At 38.8% G+C, this 20843-nt stretch carries 20 protein-coding genes; 18 read left to right on the top strand and 2 right to left on the bottom strand.

All coding sequences use genetic code 11. The features are described 5' to 3' along the window. Nucleotides 1–55: 55 nt before the first annotated feature. The 6 genes from FCJ93_RS14400 (at nucleotide 56) to FCJ93_RS14375 (ending at nucleotide 6367) form a co-directional block, all read left to right on the top strand. Entirely contained in the window at nucleotides 56–1450 is a 1395-nt protein-coding gene (locus FCJ93_RS14400; protein WP_170943644.1) for a glycoside hydrolase family 1 protein, read from the top strand. A gap of 301 nt (nucleotides 1451–1751) precedes the next feature. Continuing rightward, nucleotides 1752–2456: a GntR family transcriptional regulator gene (locus FCJ93_RS14395; RefSeq protein WP_095313290.1), complete on the top strand. Its 705-nt coding sequence runs from the start codon at nucleotides 1752–1754 to the stop codon at nucleotides 2454–2456. 24 nt (nucleotides 2457–2480) lie between these two features. Next, nucleotides 2481–3344, top strand: coding sequence for an ROK family protein (locus FCJ93_RS14390; RefSeq protein WP_137744002.1), 864 nt, complete (start codon nucleotides 2481–2483; stop codon nucleotides 3342–3344). A 16-nt stretch (nucleotides 3345–3360) separates the two neighbouring features. Continuing rightward, nucleotides 3361–3588 (top strand): type I phosphomannose isomerase catalytic subunit, encoded by a 228-nt coding sequence (locus FCJ93_RS14385; protein WP_095313286.1) that lies wholly within the window; start codon nucleotides 3361–3363, stop codon nucleotides 3586–3588. A gap of 58 nt (nucleotides 3589–3646) precedes the next feature. Continuing rightward, on the top strand, nucleotides 3647–5086 hold the full coding sequence (locus FCJ93_RS14380) for a glycoside hydrolase family 1 protein (protein ID WP_137744001.1): 1440 nt from the start codon (nucleotides 3647–3649) through the stop codon (nucleotides 5084–5086). A 45-nt stretch (nucleotides 5087–5131) separates the two neighbouring features. After that, entirely contained in the window at nucleotides 5132–6367 is a 1236-nt protein-coding gene (locus FCJ93_RS14375) for a sugar efflux transporter (protein WP_170211314.1), read from the top strand. Nucleotides 6368–6685: 318 nt separating this feature from the next. Here FCJ93_RS14375 and FCJ93_RS14370 read toward each other — a convergent pair whose 3' ends face one another. Beyond that, nucleotides 6686–6988, bottom strand: a complete 303-nt coding sequence (locus FCJ93_RS14370) for a DUF5634 family protein (RefSeq protein WP_095313281.1) — start codon at nucleotides 6986–6988, stop codon at nucleotides 6686–6688. Between the two features lie 79 nt (nucleotides 6989–7067). Then, nucleotides 7068–7958: a LysR substrate-binding domain-containing protein gene (locus tag FCJ93_RS14365; RefSeq protein ID WP_137743999.1), complete on the bottom strand. Its 891-nt coding sequence runs from the start codon at nucleotides 7956–7958 to the stop codon at nucleotides 7068–7070. Between the two features lie 209 nt (nucleotides 7959–8167). Between FCJ93_RS14365 and FCJ93_RS14360 the strand changes: the two genes are divergently transcribed. The 12 genes from FCJ93_RS14360 to FCJ93_RS14305 all read left to right on the top strand — a co-directional run bounded on the left by FCJ93_RS14360 (nucleotide 8168) and on the right by FCJ93_RS14305 (nucleotide 20722). Continuing rightward, the gene (locus FCJ93_RS14360) at nucleotides 8168–9976 is read left to right on the top strand and encodes an assimilatory sulfite reductase (NADPH) flavoprotein subunit (RefSeq protein WP_137743998.1); all 1809 of its coding nucleotides are present in this window, start codon (nucleotides 8168–8170) and stop codon (nucleotides 9974–9976) included. A 26-nt stretch (nucleotides 9977–10002) separates the two neighbouring features. Further along, the gene (cysI, locus tag FCJ93_RS14355; protein WP_137743997.1) at nucleotides 10003–11727 is read left to right on the top strand and encodes an assimilatory sulfite reductase (NADPH) hemoprotein subunit; all 1725 of its coding nucleotides are present in this window, start codon (nucleotides 10003–10005) and stop codon (nucleotides 11725–11727) included. A gap of 115 nt (nucleotides 11728–11842) precedes the next feature. Beyond that, entirely contained in the window at nucleotides 11843–11989 is a 147-nt protein-coding gene (locus FCJ93_RS25685; protein WP_373315059.1) for a YezD family protein, read from the top strand. A 246-nt stretch (nucleotides 11990–12235) separates the two neighbouring features. After that, complete coding sequence (locus tag FCJ93_RS14345) at nucleotides 12236–12952, top strand: phosphoadenylyl-sulfate reductase (protein ID WP_095313266.1); 717 nt, start codon at nucleotides 12236–12238, stop codon at nucleotides 12950–12952. Nucleotides 12953–12966: 14 nt separating this feature from the next. Next, nucleotides 12967–14046, top strand: a complete 1080-nt coding sequence (locus FCJ93_RS14340) for an inorganic phosphate transporter (protein WP_137743996.1) — start codon at nucleotides 12967–12969, stop codon at nucleotides 14044–14046. 23 nt (nucleotides 14047–14069) lie between these two features. Next, a complete protein-coding gene (sat, locus tag FCJ93_RS14335) occupies nucleotides 14070–15230 on the top strand; it encodes a sulfate adenylyltransferase (RefSeq protein WP_137743995.1) in 1161 nt (386 codons plus the stop codon). Between the two features lie 2 nt (nucleotides 15231–15232). Then, on the top strand, nucleotides 15233–15829 hold the full coding sequence (cysC, locus tag FCJ93_RS14330) for an adenylyl-sulfate kinase (RefSeq protein WP_095313260.1): 597 nt from the start codon (nucleotides 15233–15235) through the stop codon (nucleotides 15827–15829). Nucleotides 15830–15851: 22 nt separating this feature from the next. Next, the gene (gene cobA / locus FCJ93_RS14325) at nucleotides 15852–16628 is read left to right on the top strand and encodes a uroporphyrinogen-III C-methyltransferase (protein WP_137743994.1); all 777 of its coding nucleotides are present in this window, start codon (nucleotides 15852–15854) and stop codon (nucleotides 16626–16628) included. A 22-nt stretch (nucleotides 16629–16650) separates the two neighbouring features. Further along, the gene (locus FCJ93_RS14320) at nucleotides 16651–17391 is read left to right on the top strand and encodes a sirohydrochlorin chelatase (protein ID WP_137743993.1); all 741 of its coding nucleotides are present in this window, start codon (nucleotides 16651–16653) and stop codon (nucleotides 17389–17391) included. Between the two features lie 233 nt (nucleotides 17392–17624). Next, complete coding sequence (locus tag FCJ93_RS14315; RefSeq protein WP_137743992.1) at nucleotides 17625–18152, top strand: phosphatase PAP2 family protein; 528 nt, start codon at nucleotides 17625–17627, stop codon at nucleotides 18150–18152. Between the two features lie 15 nt (nucleotides 18153–18167). Then, nucleotides 18168–19319, top strand: coding sequence for a glycosyltransferase family 4 protein (locus tag FCJ93_RS14310; protein ID WP_137743991.1), 1152 nt, complete (start codon nucleotides 18168–18170; stop codon nucleotides 19317–19319). Between the two features lie 14 nt (nucleotides 19320–19333). Then, a complete protein-coding gene (locus FCJ93_RS14305) occupies nucleotides 19334–20722 on the top strand; it encodes a UDP-glucose dehydrogenase family protein (RefSeq protein WP_137743990.1) in 1389 nt (462 codons plus the stop codon). The last annotated feature ends 121 nt before the right edge of the window (nucleotides 20723–20843 follow it).

Here is a 20843-nt window from a genome sequence, read left to right as displayed (position 1 = left end):
GATTAAAGACCCTGCCCAAAATTTTGATAAAAAGGAGACTGCAGTGATGACTAACATGAATGAGATAAAATATCGCTTCCCAAAAGGGTTTTGGTGGGGAACTGCCGCATCTGGACCACAAACGGAAGGGGCCGCTGCGGTGGATGGCAAAGGAAAGAATATTTGGGATCATTGGTATGAAATTGAGCCAAATCGTTTTTTTGATGGGGTGGGGCCCGACAAAACATCGCAATTTTATTACAAGTACAAAGATGATATCCTCCTGATGAAAGAAAGCGGCCACAATTCTTTCCGAATGTCGATCCAGTGGTCACGCCTCATTCCTGAAGGGAGAGGTGAGGTCAATCAAAAAGCAGTTGAATTTTATAATAATGTCATAAATGAAATGATTGCTCACGGAATCGAACCATTCGTTAATCTCTTTCACTTCGATATGCCATTGAAGTTGCAAGAAATTGGGGGCTGGACAAATCGTGAGACTGTTGCCGCCTATGTAAAATATGCACAAACATGCTTTGAGCTTTTCGGTGATCGAGTGAAATATTGGTTCACCCATAATGAACCGATCGTACCAGTTGAAGGTGGGTATTTATATGATTTCCATTACCCTAATGAAGTTGATTTCGGCAAAGCGGTTCAAGTTGCTTTCCATTCAATTCTTGCAAGCGCTAAAGCGATTCAAGCTTATAGAAAATTGAAACAAGATGGAAAAATTGGAATCATTCTCAATTTAACTCCTTCATATCCAAGAAGCCAAAACTCTGCTGATTTGCAGGCAGCGAAACTTGCAGACGCCTTCTTTAATCGCTCATTTTTAGATCCATCTGTAAAAGGAGAATTTCCGCGAGAATTGATACAAATTCTCAAAGACGAAGGTTTTTTACCGAAAATAATGAGTGGTGATTTAGCAATTATTAAAGAAAACACTGTCGATCTGCTTGGTGTCAATTATTATCAGCCAAGAAGAGTAAAAGCGAAGGAAAATTTGCCGAATCCTAATGCTCCTTTTATGCCTGAGCGATTCTTTGATCATTATGAGATGCCCGGTCGTAAAATGAATCCGCATCGTGGCTGGGAAATCTATGAAAAAGGGATTTATGATATTTTAACAAATTTAAGAGAGAACTACGGCAATATCGAGTGCTTTATTTCAGAAAATGGAATGGGAGTAGAAGGTGAAGAAAAATTCCGTGATCAAAATGGAATGATTCAAGATGACTATCGCATTGAATTTATTCAAGAACATCTCAAATGGGTTCATAAAGCGTTGGAAGAGGGAGCGAACGTGAAAGGCTATCACCTTTGGACTTTTATGGATAATTGGTCTTGGTCTAACGCTTATAAAAATCGATACGGCCTAGTATCAGTGAATTTAAACAAAGATGGTGAAAGAACAATTAAAAAGAGCGGTCAGTGGTTTAAAAGCGTTTCAGAACATAATGGTTTTTAAAGATGGTCGTTATGACCATCTTTTTTCAACGAAGAAGAAGATCGGTAAAACAATCAGCCATTTTTGATAACTTGATGTATGATAGAGTAGAAAGCGCATTTTTAGGCGTAAGATGATATCTTTTTGAAATTAAACCTTATAGAAAAGCTGTGTGAGTTAAAGACAATTATCGGATCATTTTATTTTCTTAGCCAAAAAGAAGTGAGAAGCTATCCTAATAAATGAAATAGGGAATACTCAAAACGATCCAATCTCGCACAGCTGTTAAAAAAAGAAATTATGAATAAGGTGGAGACCGGTGATGCCAAAATACGAAACTATTTCATCCGTAATGAGAGAAAGAATAAAAAATCAGTTTTATCCCATCGATCAACCAATACCAGATGAAATTACCTTAGCAAAAGAGTTTCAGTGCAGCCGAATGACTATGAAACGGGCACTGGATATTTTAGTGAAAGAAGGTTTGCTGTACCGGAAAAGGGGGCACGGAACTTTTATTATTCAATCTGCTATATCTCAGAATGTTGTAAACGTTGGTACAAATGAGATTCTAGGCTTGTCACGACTTTTGAAGGGGAAGAAAGTGACGAGCAAAGTGATTAAATTTGATGTCCAATTTCCTACGCAAGAAGTCGCAGAGCATTTAGCTATAGACGTAAAAACCCCTGTTTACTTTTTAATCCGTCTGCGATTGGTTGATGATGAACCATATGTGATGGAGAGGACATATATGCCAACGATCTTGATTCCAGGAATCACAGATGAAATTTTACATGGCTCAATCTATTCATATATTCGTGAGACGTTAGGACTTACAATTGCAGGCTCACATCGGAAAATACGGGCATGTAAATCAGAAGAACTTGATCATCAATATTTGGCGTGCTTACCTGATGACCCCATTTTAGAAGTCGAACATGTCGGTTTTTTAAATAATGGAGTACCATTTGAATACTCTTTTTCACGGCACCGCTATGACAAATTTGAAGTGACGACTATCAACTAGCACCATGTATTGGAGGGATGAGCTATGCTAGGAGCCATTGAAGCAGGTGGCACAAAATTTGTATGCGCCGTTGGCGATGAAAAAGGAATGATTGTTGAACGCATACAAATTCCCACAATTGGACCAAATGAAACACTCCAGGAAGTGAGCACTTTCTTTCAAAAATTTAAAGTAGACGCAATTGGAATCGGCTCTTTTGGACCAATAGATGTAAATAAAAAAAGCCCTACCTATGGGTATATTACTTCTACACCCAAAACAGCTTGGCGAGATTTCCCGTTCACAAAAACGATAAAGGAAATATTTCCAGTTCCAATCGGTTTTAATACAGACGTCAACGCAGCCGCTTTAGGGGAAGCGAAACTTGGAGCTGCAATCGGACTAGATAGCTGTCTTTATATTACTGTTGGGACTGGAATCGGAGCAGGAGCACTAGTACAAGGACGATTATTACAGGGCTTGTCACATCCAGAAATGGGACATACCTATGTCCGGCGTCATCCAAAAGATTTATTTGCAGGAAGTTGCCCTTATCATAAAGACTGCTTAGAAGGCTTAGCTTCAGGTCCAAGTATTGAAAAACGTTGGGGACAGTCAGGAAGAACTCTATCGGAACGCTCGGAAGTATGGGAATTAGAAGGCTATTATATTGCTCAGGCACTTATGCAATATATTCTGATCCTATCACCGAAAAAAATAATTCTTGGCGGTGGAGTAATGAAGCAAAAACATGTGTTTCCTTATATTTATCAGCATTTAACAGAGCTTGTAAACGGTTATGTTGAACTACCTGAATTAACCAATTATATTGTTTCTCCTCAATTGGGGGATGATGCTGGTATAACAGGAGCCTTACTCCTGGCTTATGAGGCACTGCAACAAAACTAAACAAAGGGGAACAAAGTTGCAACTGCAACCATTATTTTTAAAATCGATTTTTCATGAAAGAATCTGGGGTAGTACATATTATAGAAAAAGATATGGCTATGAAATTCCTTTAGAAAAAACGGGTGAATGCTGGGCGATTTCTGCCCATCCAAACGGTCCATCGATCATTGAAAATGGGCATTTTGCAGAGAAAACGTTAGCTGAGTTAATGATGAATGAAGGTTGGTCTGCATGCAGGGGATGAAAGAGCATCTTCCCTTTTTAAAAAAGGAACTATTATGACAAGTAGAGGAGTGAAGGACATGATCCATAAAAAACTTAAACCATTTCCCCCACATTTTCTCTGGGGTGCAGCTTCGGCTGCCTATCAAGTAGAAGGAGCTTGGGATGTTGATGGAAAGGGTGTTTCGAACTGGGATAAATTTGTTCGGATTCCTGGTAAAACATTTAAGGGGACAACAGGTGATGTCGCTGTCGATCATTATCACCGCTATAAAGAGGATATCCAATTAATGGCCGAAATGGGGATGAAAGCATATCGTTTTTCTGTTGCTTGGACTCGAATCTTCCCCAGTGGCCGCGGTGAAATAAATGAAAAAGGGATTGAATTTTATGAGCATTTAATTAACGACTTAAAAGCAAAAGGGATTGAGCCGATTTTGACGCTCTATCATTGGGATCTTCCACAAGCTCTACAGGATGAATATGGAGGCTGGGAATCTAGAGAAATCATCTCGGATTTTACCCGATACAGTGTTGAATTATTTAAGCGTTTTGGTGATCGTGTAAAATATTGGGTCAGCCTTAACGAGCAAAATATCTTTACAATGCTAGGTTATCGTCTGGGCGCTCATCCTCCTGGTGTCATGGATGATAAATTATTCTATCAAGTCAACCATCATGCAAATCTAGCTAGCGCAAGCGTCATTAAAGAATTTAGAAAATATGTGCCTGATGGAAAAATCGGCCCAAGTTTTGCCTATTCGCCTGCCTATGCGCGAACATCCAATCCAAAAGATATTATTGCTGCTGAAAATGCGGAAGAGCTAAATAGCCATTGGTGGATGGACATATATGCATGGGGGAGATATCCGAAAGCCGTCTGGAATTATTTAGAAAGCAACGGTCTTGCTCCTCAAATTGAAGAAGGAGATTTTGAACTATTGAGTCAAGGTACTCCTGATTTCATGGGGGTCAACTATTATCAAACAACAACCTATGAAGAAAACCCTTTAAACAACGGAGCAGGAATAGCCAAAATTAATACGACTGGGGAAAAAGGCACCTCGGAGGATACAGGGATTCCAGGGGTCTTTAAAACAGTAGAGAATCCTCATCTAGATAGAACTGACTGGGATTGGAATATCGATCCTCTTGGCCTTAGAATTGCTCTGCGCCGCATAACCAATCGCTACAACTTACCAATTTTAATTAGTGAAAATGGTTTAGGAGCTTTTGACAAGCTGGAAAAAGACGATGTTGTCAATGATAATTATCGTATTGACTATATTCGTACCCATATCGAAGCGATGCAAGAAGCCATTTCCGATGGAGTAGACGTACTTGGCTATTGTGTCTGGTCTTTTACCGATTTACTGAGTTGGCTGAACGGATTCCAAAAACGTTATGGATTTGTTTATGTCAATCAGCATGAGGAAGGAGAACATGATCTTCGCCGCGTGAAGAAGAAAAGCTTTGATTGGTATAAGAAAGTGATTGCTTCCAACGGCACGGTTTTATAAGATAGTGATCACTTAATATTTTTATTGTTAGGATAGATGCTGCTAATGAAAAAGATTATAGAAAAAATACGATTTGTATGGGCAATCCCGTCCTTTCCAATCTTATTTCTTATTAATACGATTTTTGGATTGTCGATGTCTTTCTTTGTCCCCTTTTCATCTCTCTTCGGCATTGATGAAGTAGGGATGACAAACGCAAGCTTCGGGATCTTTATGACTGTTATGGCGGTCGGTGGAGTAGTGATTAGCAGTTATATCGCCAAACGGTCCGACACAAAAACAAGCCGGAGAACATTATTACTGCTCACATCCTTAACAGGGATTCTAGGCTATACCTCGTTTGCCTTTTTGCGTGATTATGCAGCCTTGCTCATAACAGCTTTTGTATTACTTGGGACAACAGCCGCCGCAGTACCGCAGCTATGGGCATATGCTAGAGATGCCTTAAAGGCTGCTCATATTGCCAGCGAAGAAACCCCTTTCGTCATGAATGTTTTTCGCATGTTTTTCGCGCTGTCATGGACGATTGGACCCGCATTGGGTTCCTGGTTACTTATTATGATTGGGTTCAAAGGATTATTTTTATTTGTCGCAGCAGGCTATTTATTAGCTTTTTTAACGATTTTCTTTTTTTTGAAAAATATAGAGACACAAACTGAAGCACGAAAAGAATCCTTAGCAGTAATGAACTATTTGTCAAGGCCGCATATTCTTGCTAATCTAGCTGCCGCTCTGCTACTAGCAGCTGCGACATCAATCCATATGTTAAATGTTCCTCAGTTTGTAACGAAAGTCCTTGATGGAACAGAGGTTGATGTAGGAGTAATCTTTAGCGTTCCTCCCATATTTGAGGTACCTTTTATGATTGCACTTGGCATCCTAGCAACAAAAATGGATAACGGACTGCTTGTTAAAGTAGGATTTTTTATTGCTTTTACTTATTTCTTATTGTTTAGCCTTGTAACAGAAACCTGGCAAATCTATCCACTGCAAATACTAAGTGCGGCTCAAGTATCGATTACCGCAGGAATTGCGATCTCATATTTTCAAGATTTTATTCCAATGGCACAAGGTACAGCAACGACGCTGTACATGAATGCGACACAAATTGGGCAAACGATCGGTTACTTATTATTTGGTTTCATTTCAACGTTTATTAATTACGGAAATCTTATTCTCATTTACTCAGCTTTTGCTGGGCTAGGTTTTCTATTTTTAGTATTTTTCGGGAAACAAAAATTCAATGTAGAAATGGTTAATACAAAAGAGCATGGACTATAACACTGTAAGAGTGGCGTAAAGCTCATTTCTCAAATAAAGGAAACGAGCTTTCAGATTGTCGACAAAAAGGTAGTGAGAAGCCCTTCTCGCTACCTTTTTTGTCATTTTTTGTTTAGGAATGGTGGGAAAAAGGCTGATCTCCGCTCCTAGTAGTGTGGGAAGCGGCTTGGCCCAGCCCGCGAAAAAGCGTCACCCGGTATGGAAATCTAACCACGTTGGGATTCTATCTATATTTTGAAATAAAATCCATTTAGACATGAGCGATTTCGTTCTATTACAGATTACGTTTTTCACTCGTAAAGCTTGAGAATTGTATTTTTAAATCTTCCGAAATACACTCACTAAATCTCGATAACCAGTGCGATCATCCTCAGTAGGCTCGTCAGTTTCTAGCGTCCACAAATCATCTAAAGGAGCTAAAAATTCATCTTTATTCTTTTGAAAAGATGTGTGGATATGATAGGTTTTTCCGTCTTTTGTAACAGTATAGCCCATATGGTAAATACCCTCCTGCCCAGCTTCCTCATAAATCCCAATTTCATCAATTTCATATTGTTCAAGATATGTTTGAAAAGGCTTTTGTAACTCATTTATGATTTGTGTTCTAGATAAGTACTCCAATACGGTCACTCCTTAAGAAAAATTCGATGTATTTAATATGGCTACTTAAGTTGTAAATTATCCAAATCCTTACCAATCGTTATGTTTGCTTCCACTGCTCTTCCAATACTAAAATAAAGGCTTCAACATTTTTGTTATTTTTCATAATTGGGGAATATACATAAGAAAAAGATCTTTTAAATGACTGCTGAGCGATTGGAAGAACAGCTAAATAGCGATGTGCTATTTCTCTTTTAATAGAATTTTGCGCTAACAAGGAAAGTCCCAGTCCATTTATTACTGATTCTTTAATTGCCTGAATGCTATTCATCGTTAAAAGCGATTTTATTTTTAGACCATTTTTAGCCAAGACCTCCATTAGAAAATCGCGATTACCGGAGCCTACTTCTCGTGATAACCAGGTTTCATTAATCAGTTCAGAAAAGTTGATTTTTTCTTTATGAACGAGTGGATGATCAGATGAAGAAACAACAAAAAACTCTTCCTCCATGAAGGGAATAATATGAAGCTCATTTTCCTTAGCCTCGCCTTCAATGAAGCCAATATCAATACGAAACTGGCGAACAGATTGCAATATTTCTTCTCTATTCCCAATCATGATTTCGATTTCAAGAGCAGGATATTTTCTCTGTAACTCAAAAAGGAGGGAGGGAAGAATGTACTCACCGATCGTATAGCTCGCACCAATCGTCAGCTTACCTGCTATTTTATGGTGGTACTCCAAAATCTCTTGTTTCGCTCGATCGTAAATTTCAATAATTTCTTTTGCACGGTTTAAGAGCAACTGTCCACTTGGTGTTATTTTTAAAAATTTTGGTGAGCGTTGAAATAGCTCCGTATTAAATTCTTTTTCCAAATTTTTAATATGGAGGCTGACGGTTGGCTGAGACATTAAAAGTTTATCCGCTGTTTTCGTAAAATTTTTCACTTCAGCTAATGTCACAAATGTTTTTAGTTCTTCTAACTGCATTCATCTCCCACCTTATGATTAGGAATCTCAATAATTCCGATTATTTAAAATTATTTTACATATTGACTTTTCTTCGTTAAAGTTTTTACATAGTTAAATGCCTTTCAGAAATTTCGAGGATGAGATTTTTTTTATTATAAAACCAACTTATTTGATAGGAAAAGTAAATATAATGATATATTACCAAATTTTTTGTGGGGTGGATAGTATTGCAAATTCAAGTAGGAAACAGTCCATTTAATCAGGAGCAGGCAGAACTTATAAATCAATTACTCGCAACTTTAACAGATTCACAAAAAATCTGGTTAAGTGGTTTTTTTTCTGGCTCCATATCTAGAGATAGTGGGACAACGGCGGTCAGTAATAAAAAGCAACCGACTGTGACGATAAAGGAAGAAATTACGATCCTATACGGTTCACAGACAGGAAATGCCCAGGGACTTTCAAAAAAAGCGCAAGAGGAGCTTGAAAAAAACGGCTTTAAAGTGACTGTCGCAGCCATGAACGATTTTAAGCCAAATCAACTAAAAAAGATAAACCAGCTACTCATTATAGTTAGTACCCATGGTGAAGGGGATCCCCCTGATAATGCCATTATCTTTCACGAATTTTTACATGGGAAACGAGCACCAAAACTTGAGAACTTGCACTATTCCGTTTTGGCACTTGGAGATAGCTCATATGAGTTTTTCTGCCAGGTAGGAAAAGAGTTTGATCGTAAACTAGAAGAACTTGGCGCTACAAGGATTTATCCTCGCTTTGATTGCGATCTCGATTATGATGAACCAGCCGAGCAATGGCTAGAAGGTGTAATCAAAAGTTTAAAAGATTCCAATCCAGCCGGCGAACCTCAAGCACTGAAGCTTTTATCAACTGCGCCAACCGTTTCTACATTTTCGAGAAGCAATCCTTTTAAAGCTGAAGTACTGGAAAATCTAAATTTAAACGGAAAAGGCTCTAATAAAGAAACACACCATTTAGAATTATCACTAGAAGGCTCGGGGCTAACCTACAAACCAGGAGATAGTTTAGGGATTATTCCTGAAAATGATCCTGCGCTCGTTGATTCTTTGTTAAACGTTTTAAAATGGGGCGCAGATGAAACTGTCACAATTAATAAACAAGGCGAGATTTTATCATTAAAAGAAGCATTAACGAGCCACTATGAAATTACTGTCATTACAAAGCCGCTTTTGCAAAAGGTTCAAGAATTGCTTCAGCACCCCGATTTAGACGAACTTCTGGAAGCTAGAAACGAGACAGCGTTTAGAGACTACATTGAAGGGCGAGATCTTCTTGATCTTATAGAAGATTTTGGCACATGGGGCCATTCAGCACAAGAATTTGTATCGGTATTACGCAAAATACCGCCGCGTTTATATTCGATTGCAAGCAGTTATGAGGCAAACCCAGACGAGGTTCATTTAACGGTTGGTACAGTCCGATATACCGCCCATGGAAAAAATCGAAAAGGGGTTTGTTCTACTTTCTGTGCAGAAAGAATCTCTATTGGTGACAAGATCCCTGTTTATATCCAATCTAATGATAACTTTCGCCTTCCAGATGATCCAAGTACGCCGATTATTATGGTTGGACCAGGTACAGGAGTTGCTCCATTTCGCGCTTTTATGCAAGAACGTGAAGAACAAGGGGCATCAGGGAAATCATGGATGTTTTTTGGAGATCAGCATTTTATGACTGATTTTCTCTACCAAACAGAATGGAATCAATGGTTAAACAATGAAGTACTTACTAAAATGAGTGTCGCCTTTTCCCGCGATGGATCTGAGAAAATTTATGTACAGCATCGGATGAAAGAGCATAGTAAAGAACTATACTCCTGGCTTGAGGAAGGTGCTTTCCTTTACATTTGTGGAGATGAGAAGAATATGGCAAAGGATGTACACGAGGCCTTAATTGAAATTATCGAAAAGGAAGGGAATGTGAGTCGAACACTTGCAGAAGAATATTTGAGCAAACTTCAGCAGCAAAGGCGCTATCAAAGAGATGTATATTAAAGATTCAGGTGAGAGGAGAATGAATAATGGCAGACAAAATGATCAAAGCCCCTGATGGCCCTCCAAGTAAAAATGAAAAATTAAAAAGAGAGAGCAATTTTTTAAGAGGTATATTAAAAGAAGAGATGGCAGACCCGCTTCATGCAAGAATATCTGAAAATTCAAACCAGCTCTTAAAATTTCACGGAAGCTACCAGCAGGATGATCGCGATCTTCGCAATGAACGGCAAAGACAAAAGCTTGAGCCGGCCTATCAATTTATGATTCGCGTTCGGTTGCCTGGAGGAGTTGCTACAACTGAGCAGTGGCTTATTATGGACGAAATTGCTGAAAAATACGGAAATCAAACGCTTAAATTAACAACAAGACAAACATTTCAAATGCACGGTATTTTGAAGTGGAATATGAAAAATACGATGCAGGAAATTAATCGAGTCCTGCTCGATACAATTGCTGCCTGTGGCGATGTGAATCGTAACGTCATGAGCAATGCAAACCCTTTTCAATCGGAGCTCCACGCTGAAGTATATGAATGGTCGAAAAAGCTCAGTGATGATTTGCTGCCCAAAACAAGAGCTTATCATGAAATCTGGTTAGATGAAGAAAAAATTTTTAGTAGTCCAGAATTGGAAGAAGCCGAGCCAATGTATGGGCCAGTTTATTTACCAAGAAAATTTAAAATCGGCATTGCCATTCCTCCATCAAATGATGTCGATGTTTTTTCACAGGATTTAGGCTTTATTGCAATTGTTGAAGATGGCAAACTTGTAGGCTTTAATATCGTGATCGGTGGCGGAATGGGGATGACCCATGGAGATCCGGAAACCTATCCGCAAATAGCAAAAGTAATTGGCTTTTGCAAACCAGAACAAATGTACGAAGTAGCAGAAAAAATTATCACGATTCAAAGAGATTATGGAAATCGCTCCAATCGAAAAAATGCCCGCTTTAAATATACAGTTGATCGCCTTGGCCTTTCTGCTGTCAAAGAAGAGTTAAACAAAAGGCTGGGGTGGTCATTAGGGCAAGCAAAACCATTCCAATTTGATCATAACGGTGACCGTTTCGGTTGGGTGAAAGGAATAAAAGGAAAATGGAACTTCACCCTTTTCATAGAAGGGGGAAGGGTGAAAGATTTTGAAAATATTAAAATTAAAACTGGAATTCGTGAGATTGCCAAAATTCATAAGGGGGATTTCAGACTTACTCCAAATCAAAACTTAATTATTGCAAATGTGTCAAGCCGCAATAAAAAACAAATACATGAATTATTGGAAAATTACGGATTAACAGATGGACATCACTTCAGCGCCTTACGCAGAAACTCGATCGCTTGTGTCGCATTGCCAACATGCGGATTGTCCATGGCAGAGGCCGAACGTTATTTACCTACTCTTATTGACAAGATCGAAACGATTATTGATGAAAATGGTCTGCATGATGAAGAGATCACGATTCGAATGACTGGCTGCCCGAACGGCTGTGCCAGACACGCATTAGGAGAAATCGGATTTATCGGTAAATCACTTGGCAAATACAATATGTATTTAGGTGCGGCATTTGATGGTAGCCGCCTCAGTAAATTGTATCGTGAGAACATTGGCGAAGAGGAAATTTTATCAGAGCTAAAAATACTCCTGCCAAGATACGCAAAGGAGAGAAAAGAAGGGGAACATTTCGGAGATTTTGTGATACGCGCCGGGATTGTTGGAGAGACAACAGATGGAACCAATTTTCATGATGTAAAGTAAGAGAAATTTAGTTAGAATATTTCGTCTTTAAATGTTGACAAATCATATCGAAATGGTAGGATTAAAAGTACTTCTAAGGTGATTTTTACAAACTTCTTTCATGAAAGGAGGGCGAATCGCTCTGAAACAAGCAAATTGGCAAAATACAATCAAGCATTTAGAAGAAATGCTTACGACAATGAAATTTGGATCTATTACATTAGTCGTACAGGATGGAAAGATCGTTCAGATTGAAAAAAATGAAAAGATTCGTCTTCCTTAAACATTTGATATGAACACTTGCTGACTAGACAACTAGAGGCAGGCTATCCTTTTTTATAAAGGAAGTCTGCCTTTTTTTAATGGATAGGCTCTGTTATATGTCGGTGTTGATTTTTGGCTCATTTTCTCACTGACCTTTCAGTTATGCAGAAAGGCATGTGAAACTTTGGTTTCACATGAAATGAGCCCAAAATCATTTAACAACCATTCTATTTAACAAAGCCAATGGATAAAGGAGGTTTAATCTATGAAAACCGCGATAACTTATGAAAATTGGCAGCCAATTCCCCATCTGTTCAAAATGGATGAACCTTTTAAAGGAGCGTATTCTGTACTTGAGTGGGCTTACCAAGTATATCCTGAAGAGAAAATCGTTTACGCTTCTAGCTTTGGGGCTGAGGGAATTGTCTTAATTGACCTTATTCATCAAATAAAGCCTGATGCACATATCGTTTTTTTAGATACAGATTTACATTTTCCAGAAACATACGACGTGATCGAAAAAATAGAAAAACGTTTTCCTACACTACGAATTGAAAAAAAGAAACCTGCTCTTACTTTAGAACAACAAGCCGAAAAATATGGGACGGCATTGTGGAAACGAGAACCGAACCAATGCTGCCATGTCCGCAAAGTTATTCCGTTACGAGAGGCAATCGGAAAAAAAGAGGCATGGATATCTGGGTTAAGACGAGAACAATCACCATCAAGAGCTCATACTGAATTTCTTAATAAAGATGAAAAATTTAAAAATATAAAAATATGTCCGTTAATCCATTGGACGTGGGACGAAATTTGGGCATATATTAAAGCACATGAACTTCCATACAATGAATTGCACGATCATCATTACCCAAGTATTGGCTGTTTTCCATGTACACAACCGGTAGCAAATGAGGGTGATTCTAGAGCAGGCCGTTGGTCTGGTAGTAGCAAGACAGAGTGTGGACTTCACACAAGCTAGGGGAGGTTGGCACGATGGTGATTTTAGCCATTCTCATTGCATTATTTTTTGCCCTAAACATAGGAGCTTCAGGTGCCGCAGCATCGATGGGGATTGCTTATGGAACGGGCGTTGTTAAAAAGGGGATGGCATTGTTTCTATGTGCCATTGCTGTATTTCTAGGTGCCTATTTAGGCGGGGGAGAAGTCGTGAAAACATTGGGGAGCGGAATTGTTCCGGAACATACGTTTACAGTATCCGTTACAATTCTAGTTCTTCTTTCAGCCGCCTTGTCTTTATTTTTAGCGAATATTTTAGGAATCCCTCTTTCGACAAGTGAAGTTGTTGTAGGATCAATTGTCGGAGTCGGGATTGTCTATCAATCTTTATTTTTCGATAAATTGGCATGGATCTTACTATTCTGGGTGTTGACTCCTTTTATTGCCTTCATCATGGCTGTTGTTTCTTCCATGATTCTTAAAATAAAGAAAATTAAAAAATGGTTAGAGAAACCTTCGATCAGCCGCATTTTACCGTTCATTGTGATCGTGATGGGTATGTTTGAAGCTTTTTCGGCAGGAATGAACAATGTTGCAAATGCAGTCGGACCATTGGTGGGAGCAAAAATACTTTCTATTCAATCAGGAATCTTTTGGGGCGGGCTGTTTGTTGCATTGGGGGCGCTGATTCTCGGAAAACGGGTACTGGAAACGAACGGAAAAAAAATTACCAGCATACGTTTAGAAGATGGGTGCATTATTTCCGGAACTGGAGCAAGCATCGTTATGACAGCCTCCCTTTTTGGCATCCCTGTTCCGTTAACGCAAATTACGACGAGCTCGATTATCGGTATTGGCTTTGTAAAAGACGGTATCAATGTCCTAAAAAAGAAGATCGTCATTCAATTGTTAACCGTTTGGGTCGTTTCCCCCATTATTTCGCTGACACTTTCCTACAGCCTTATTCAAATAATCATTGAAAAGAATTTCTATCCAATATTCGTGTTGGCAATGGCGCTGATATTGATTGTAGGCATTGTTCTTGTTATGAAAAGAAAATTTGTTTCCTTGCCAACTCAAGCAAGAAAGGAAACATCTTTAACGGAAAAAAGTTAATTTTTTGGAAAGGGTTGAGAAGTTTGTCATTTTTACCAACACCACATGGTGGAACATTAATCCAATTATATAATCCAACATTCGATATACAATCGATTGAGAAAGAAATTCCTATTGATGCCATTTCGTTAAGCGATCTTGAACTAATTGGAGCCGGCCTCTTTAGTCCACTGACTGGCTTTCTTGGCAAAGAAGACTACGAATCCGTCGTAGAAAGCATGCGGCTAGCAAATGGTACCGTATGGTCGATTCCGATTACATTACCGATTACACCTGAGATCGCTAAAACTTTGACAGAAGGGGAAACGTATAAATTGAACTTTGAAGGGGAGACATTTGGCGTCATTACTGTATCTGAGTGGTTTGAGCCAAATTTACAAAAAGAAGCTGTTCAAGTCTATCGAACTGATGAAATTGCTCACCCTGGAGTAAAAAATCTTTTTCAAAGAGGAAGTATTTATGTTGCAGGAGATATTGTTCTCGTGAAAAAACCTGAAAAAGGTATCTTTGCAGATGTTTGGTATGAACCGAAGGAAACACGTGCTCTTTTTGAAAAAAATGGCTGGAAAACAGTTGTTGGCTTTCAAACACGAAATCCTATTCACAGAGCGCATGAGTATATCCAAAAAGTTGCCTTGGAAACGGTTGACGGACTCTTTGTCAACCCACTTGTGGGAGAAACAAAAGCAGATGATATTCCAGCAGATATTCGCTTAAAGAGTTATAGAGTTTTGCTCGATAATTATTATCCAACGGAAAGGGTCCATCTAGGAGTCTACCCGGCTGCGATGAGATATGCGGGACCCCGTGAAGCAATTTTCCATGCCATCGCTCGCAAGAACTTTGGTTGTACTCATTTTATTGTTGGAAGGGATCATGCCGGAGTTGGTAATTATTATGGCACTTATGATGCACAACTAATCTTTAATGAATTCACAGAGGAAGAATTAGGAATAAAACCACTTTTCTTTGAACATAGTTTCTATTGTCAAAAATGCGAAGGAATGGCATCGGACAAAACTTGTCCGCATGGAATAGAAGAACGGGTTATTCTTTCCGGAACAAAAGTTAGAGAAATGCTGAGCAATGGTGTTTTACCGCCATCTACTTTTAGTAGAAAAGAAGTAATCAAAGTCCTAATCGATGGTCTTAAAGAAGCAACAACAATGTCAGGAGGAAGATAAACTTGAAAGCTAGTAATCTCACATGGCATCAAACAACCATAACAAAGCAAGAACGGAGAAACCAGAATGGACATGGGAGTTGCGTCCTTTGGTTTACCGGACTTTCTGGATCTGGCAAATCAACGATTGCTAATGCGGTCTCAAGTGAGTTATTTCGTCATGGCATCAACGAATATGTTCTAGATGGTGATAATATTCGCCATGGTTTAAATAAAGATCTAGGATTCAGTGAACAGGATCGCACTGAAAATATAAGAAGAATTGGTGAGGTTGCCAAATTATTTGTCGACAGTGGAAAAATTGTTACTACAGCTTTTATTTCACCTTTTCAGGCGGATCGGGATCAAGTGCGCGAGCTTTTTGACGATGATGAATTTTTTGAAATTCACATTGACTGTCCCCTTGAAGAATGTGAGAAGAGGGATCCAAAACAGCTCTATGCGAAGGCGAGAAGAGGAGAAATTAAAGATTTCACAGGGATTAACTCTCCTTACGAGGAACCTGAAAACCCTGATCTAGTCATTCACACAAATCTATTATCCATTCAGGAATCTGTCGAGGTAATTATTCACTTTTTACAGAAAAAAAATCTTCTATAGTTTAAGGAAGGATGAGGGGTCTATGGTTGGCAAAGTATATTTAGTTGGAGCTGGTCCAGGTGACCCTGATTTAATAACCGTAAAAGGGCTTCGCTATATAAAAGAGGCAGATGTCATTCTATATGACCGCTTAGTTAATCAGGAGCTTTTACAATATGCACGTGAGGATGCACAATTAATTTATTGTGGAAAACAGCCGCACGCACATACAATGAAACAAGAAACGATAAATCACATTCTTGTTATATATGCAAAAAGAGGACTCCAAGTAGTTCGCTTAAAAGGGGGAGATCCTTTTGTCTTTGGTCGCGGAGGCGAAGAAGCGCAAACATGCATCCATCATCAAATTCCGTTTGAAGTCGTCCCAGGGATTACAGCAGGCATCGGAGCTGCTGCTTACGCAGGGATCCCTGTAACCCATCGGACATTAAGCAAAAGCTTTGCCTTTATAACAGGCCACCAAGCTGGAGATAAAGCTGCAGAGCAGCAATGGCACCATTTGGCAAGAGGGGTAGATACACTCTGTGTTTATATGGGAATCGGCCAACTTCCATTCATTATTGAAAATTTAATTAAAAATGGAAAGAATAAAAATACTCCAATCGCCATTATTCAATGGGGCACTTTAATGAAACAAAAAACAGTAATTGGAACACTCGAAACAATTAGCAAAATCGTAGATAGGGAAAATATCGTCAATCCAAGCATGATTGTCATTGGTGAAGTAGTGGGCCTTAATCGACAATTAAATTGGTTTAATGCTGAAAAGAATTCAATTGTTTCAATAACCGGGAGCTAAATAAACTTAGGAAGTGATTACGATGAAAGCCATTCTTTATGTAGGGCATGGAACCCGCTCAAAAAAAGAAGCTTTAGAGGCAAAAATGTTTATCGAAAACATCATGAAAAAAATTCCGATTCAAATACAAGAAATGAGCTTTCTTGAACTCACTTCTCCTTCCATAGACAAAGGATTCCATCAGTGTGTCGAGAGGGGAGCAACAGAAATTATGATCGTTCCGATTTTTCTTCTATCTGCTGGCCATATGAAAAAAGATATACCTGAAGTGATAGGTGGACTGAAAAAGAAATATCCAACTGTTCAAGTCACAATTGGCAATGCGTTTGGGGTGCAAAAAGAAATATTGGATGCACTGGCACAATTAATTATATTGGCGGTGCCAGATTTATCGCATGATGATGCTCTCTTAATTGTTGGAAGAGGAAGCAGTGATCCTGATATTAAAAGGGCATTTTTTGAAATGGAAGAAGGAATTAAACACAGGCTAAAAATCACGGAAATCTCGACTTGCTATCTTGCGGCAGCAAAACCAACTTTTCAAGAAGGATTACATGGCATGCTCGCCAAAAAAAGAAAACGGGTGATTGTCATTCCATATCTCTTGTTCTCTGGGCTTCTTTTATCAGAAGTCACCCATTGGTGTCAAAAATTCGCATCAAAGATTGTTCAGGTTAAACCATTAAGTCGCCATGATGCAATCCAAAATGTTGTCATTCGTTCAGTACTTGAAACGAAAAGAGGAGCGGCACTCCAAGTTTAGTGTAATTATAATCTTTACTAAAGCTTCCCAATTACGATTTGGGAGGCTTTTATATTTTGAAATGCTGAAATTTACTTAAATGTTTAATCAAGAGGAAACGGTTTTTTGATGTCATCATGAAACATTTTGCCTAATTTAATCAATAAAGATTTAATGAAGTTTTACACCCTGTTAATATTCCCCATATACGAACAGCTTAAAATAAAGTAAAACGACATAAAGGGGGATTACTCATGATCACAAAATGGGCCCATCATCTGTATCGTTATGATTGCGGATTATTTCATTCACTAAACTGTCTATTTGAGCGCAAAGCATTAAATATCTTCTTTAGCCGTATAACCTATTTTGGCGGAGCCACTTTTACAATCATTTTCTGCCTGTTTATCATTCTATTCGCAGAGTCCCCAGTAAAAATGTGGGGAATTGAAAGTGGGCTTGCTCTGTTGTTTAGCCATCTTATTGTCATGCTGATTAAAAAAATTTATCCGCGAGAACGTCCCTATCTCTCGATTAAAGAAGCATACGTTGATATCAATCCATTAAAGGATCACTCTTTTCCTTCCGGACACACAACAGCGATTTTTTCCGTCATTACTCCATTCATTATCCATTTGCCAATCACCAGTCTCATCCTATATCCAATTGGCTTTTGTGTAGGGGCATCGCGCGTCGTTTTAGGCTTGCATTATCCTTCAGATGTGTTAGCAGGTGCATTATTAGGTTCGCTCTTTGCCATTTTAGCCGTATCGATTTTTTAAGGAGGGGAAACATGCATGAAAATCGCCATCTTTACCGATACATTTACACCACAAGTTAATGGGGTCGCCTTAACGTTTCAACGCTTTGTCGATTATTTAGATGAAGTAGGGATCGAATATCGTTTATTTGTTCCAGACGGTCATGAGACAGATTTATTTTCCAACCAAATTTTCAGATTTACAAGTTATCCGTTTTTTCTATATCCTGAATGTCGCCTCGCCTTACCAAATATCATCCATATAAAAAAAGAACTTGAACAATTTCAACCGGATATCATTCATGTGGCGACTCCCTTTAATATTGGATTAGCCGGTATTTATTATGCGAAAAAACTTGAGATTCCCCTTGTGGGGTCATACCATACCCATTTTGATCGATATCTGCAATATTACGACTTACAATTTTTATCTAAATTCATATGGAAATACCTACGTTGGTTTCATCGTTCATTTAAAAAAACATTTGTTCCTTCTTATGAAACAAAAACGGAATTGATTAACAGAGGGTTTACAAATGTAGATATTTGGAGTAGAGGTGTGGATTGCTCTTTATTTCATCCCCATTTTTCTTCTACTCGCTTAAGAGAGCAATACAAAATAACAGAGCCATATATTTTAAGCTATGTAGGACGGCTAGCACCTGAGAAAGATCTTGATGTCTTAATGGAAATCGCAAAGCGCTTGCCTTCTCATATCCAAAATAAAGTGCATTGGATAATAGCAGGTAACGGGCCGCTGTATGAGGAACTACAAGGACAGAAGCTAGCAAATATGACGTTTACCGGCTATATCAAGGGAGAGAATTTAGCAGAGCTTTATGCAGTTTCTGATCTGTTTGTTTTTCCTTCAAGTACTGAAACTTTCGGAAATGTTGTGCTAGAATCTTTTGCTTGTGGAACTCCAGTCGTTGGAGCTAAAGCTGGCGGAGTTCAAGAAATCATTGAAGATGGACGAACTGGAAAACTATGCCAACCAGGAAATGTAACCGAGTTTGTTGAAAGCATCACTGAACTAGTAAATAAGCAATCTACTCTAAAATTAATGAGCCTGGAAGCAAGAAATTATGCATTAGGGCAATCATGGGAAAGAATATTTTCGGATCTTTTAATGCAATACGAAGGCGTTGTTACGAAGACAGAAACTAAGCGCATGATTGCAAATTTATAAATGGAGGGGTCATTTTGGAGAAGAGGGCAATTGCGATAATCGGAACGGGCTATGTTGGTTTAGTTACCGCCGTATCTCTAGCAGAACTCGGGCATAACGTCATCTGTGTTGATATTGATAAAAACAAGATCAACCTTTTAATGGCTGGGAAATCCCCTATATATGAGCCTGGATTAGAGACATTATTAGTGCAAAATTTAAAAAGCGGACGACTCTCTTTTACGTGGAATCATCGCCAAGCCATTCAAAATGCGGATATTATTTATCTCGCAGTGGGAACCCCATCATTGCAGGATGGTTCCGTGGACCTTTCCTATCTGATGGAAGCCGCCAAAGAAATCAGTCTCTCAGCCCATGATGAAATCGTTGTGGTCACAAAAAGCACTGTTCCCGTCGGTACGAGTGAAATAGTAAAGAAATTTATCGAAAAGCATGCGGTACAGCCAATTAATGTCCACGTTGTCTCCAATCCAGAATTTCTACGAGAAGGGCAAGCACTTCAAGATACATTTCACGCAGACCGGATCGTCATCGGTGCTGATGATGACGTTGGCGCTAAAATCTTAATGGAATTATATGAACCGTTGCATCTGAACATTATTCGCACTGATTTAAGGAGCGCAGAACTAATTAAATATGCCTCCAATGCATTTTTAGCGACGAAGATTAGCTTTATTAATGAAATTGCCAACATTTGCGAAAGATTAAACGCCAATATTGAAGATGTCGCTCGAGGAATGGGCAGTGACTCAAGAATCGGAACGCAATTTTTAAAAGCTGGAATCGGCTATGGCGGCTCATGCTTTCCGAAAGATACGAACGCCTTAATGCAAATCGCTGGGAATTTAAGTCATCAATTCGAACTTCTTGAAGCTGTTATCCATGTAAATAATCGGCAGCAATCACTTCTTTTTGAAAAGGCAAAGACGAGATTTGCGAAGCTTAAACATTTAAAAATAGCGCTCCTCGGCCTTTCCTTTAAACCGAACACAGATGATCTGAGGGAATCTCCAGCTCTGCCATTAGCAAACAAACTTATTCAAGATGGGGCAAAAGTGATAGCATTTGATCCTGTTGCGTATGAAAAGGGGAGAAAGCTGCTTCCAGATGAAGTAAAGGTTACCGATGATATCCGGCATGCTCTGCAAGAAGCTGACCTCGCCTTTATCGTCACCGATTGGGATGTTATTAAAGATTTCCCTTTGGCATTATATGAAAAATTAATGAAGAGACCCGTTATCTTTGACGGTCGTAATTGCTTTGCGCTCAGTGAAGTTTCTCAATATGCGATTGAGTACCATTCCATCGGTAGACAATCGATTTATCGTTTGAAAGAAGTATCATTAAAACGACAAACAATGAAACAGAAGACAGTGTCCTCTATAAATTTCTTGACAACTTAACTCAGCGAAAAATGTAATCTTTCAAAAATAGGATCTTAAATGTTCATTGAACATATGAATCTTTTCCGATACAAAAGTGATTGCATCATCTTTTCAAAACATTAAAAAGCACTCTTCTAAA

The organism is Robertmurraya siralis, from assembly GCF_005502275.1.
GTDB classification, from domain to species: Bacteria; Bacillota; Bacilli; order Bacillales; family Cytobacillaceae; genus Robertmurraya; species Robertmurraya siralis.
This window is presented reverse-complemented; position numbering and strand designations above follow the sequence as displayed.

Bases quoted from the DNA above. Each gene is read 5' to 3' on its own strand.
- cysI (WP_137743997.1), top strand. From the start codon at position 10,003: ATGGCAGACAAAATGATCAAAGCCCCTGATGGCCCTCCAAGTAAAAAT.
- cobA (WP_137743994.1), top strand. From the start codon at position 15,852: ATGGTTGGCAAAGTATATTTAGTTGGAGCTGGTCCAGGTGACCCTGAT.
- FCJ93_RS14320 (WP_137743993.1), top strand. From the start codon at position 16,651: ATGAAAGCCATTCTTTATGTAGGGCATGGAACCCGCTCAAAAAAAGAA.
- FCJ93_RS14390 (WP_137744002.1), top strand. From the start codon at position 2,481: ATGCTAGGAGCCATTGAAGCAGGTGGCACAAAATTTGTATGCGCCGTT.
- FCJ93_RS14310 (WP_137743991.1), top strand. From the start codon at position 18,168: ATGAAAATCGCCATCTTTACCGATACATTTACACCACAAGTTAATGGG.
- FCJ93_RS14365 (WP_137743999.1), bottom strand. From the start codon at position 7,958: ATGCAGTTAGAAGAACTAAAAACATTTGTGACATTAGCTGAAGTGAAA.
- FCJ93_RS14380 (WP_137744001.1), top strand. From the start codon at position 3,647: ATGATCCATAAAAAACTTAAACCATTTCCCCCACATTTTCTCTGGGGT.
- FCJ93_RS14395 (WP_095313290.1), top strand. From the start codon at position 1,752: ATGCCAAAATACGAAACTATTTCATCCGTAATGAGAGAAAGAATAAAA.
- FCJ93_RS14400 (WP_170943644.1), top strand. From the start codon at position 56: ATGAATGAGATAAAATATCGCTTCCCAAAAGGGTTTTGGTGGGGAACT.
- FCJ93_RS14345 (WP_095313266.1), top strand. From the start codon at position 12,236: ATGAAAACCGCGATAACTTATGAAAATTGGCAGCCAATTCCCCATCTG.
- FCJ93_RS14375 (WP_170211314.1), top strand. From the start codon at position 5,132: ATGAAAAAGATTATAGAAAAAATACGATTTGTATGGGCAATCCCGTCC.
- FCJ93_RS14340 (WP_137743996.1), top strand. From the start codon at position 12,967: ATGGTGATTTTAGCCATTCTCATTGCATTATTTTTTGCCCTAAACATA.
- FCJ93_RS14315 (WP_137743992.1), top strand. From the start codon at position 17,625: ATGATCACAAAATGGGCCCATCATCTGTATCGTTATGATTGCGGATTA.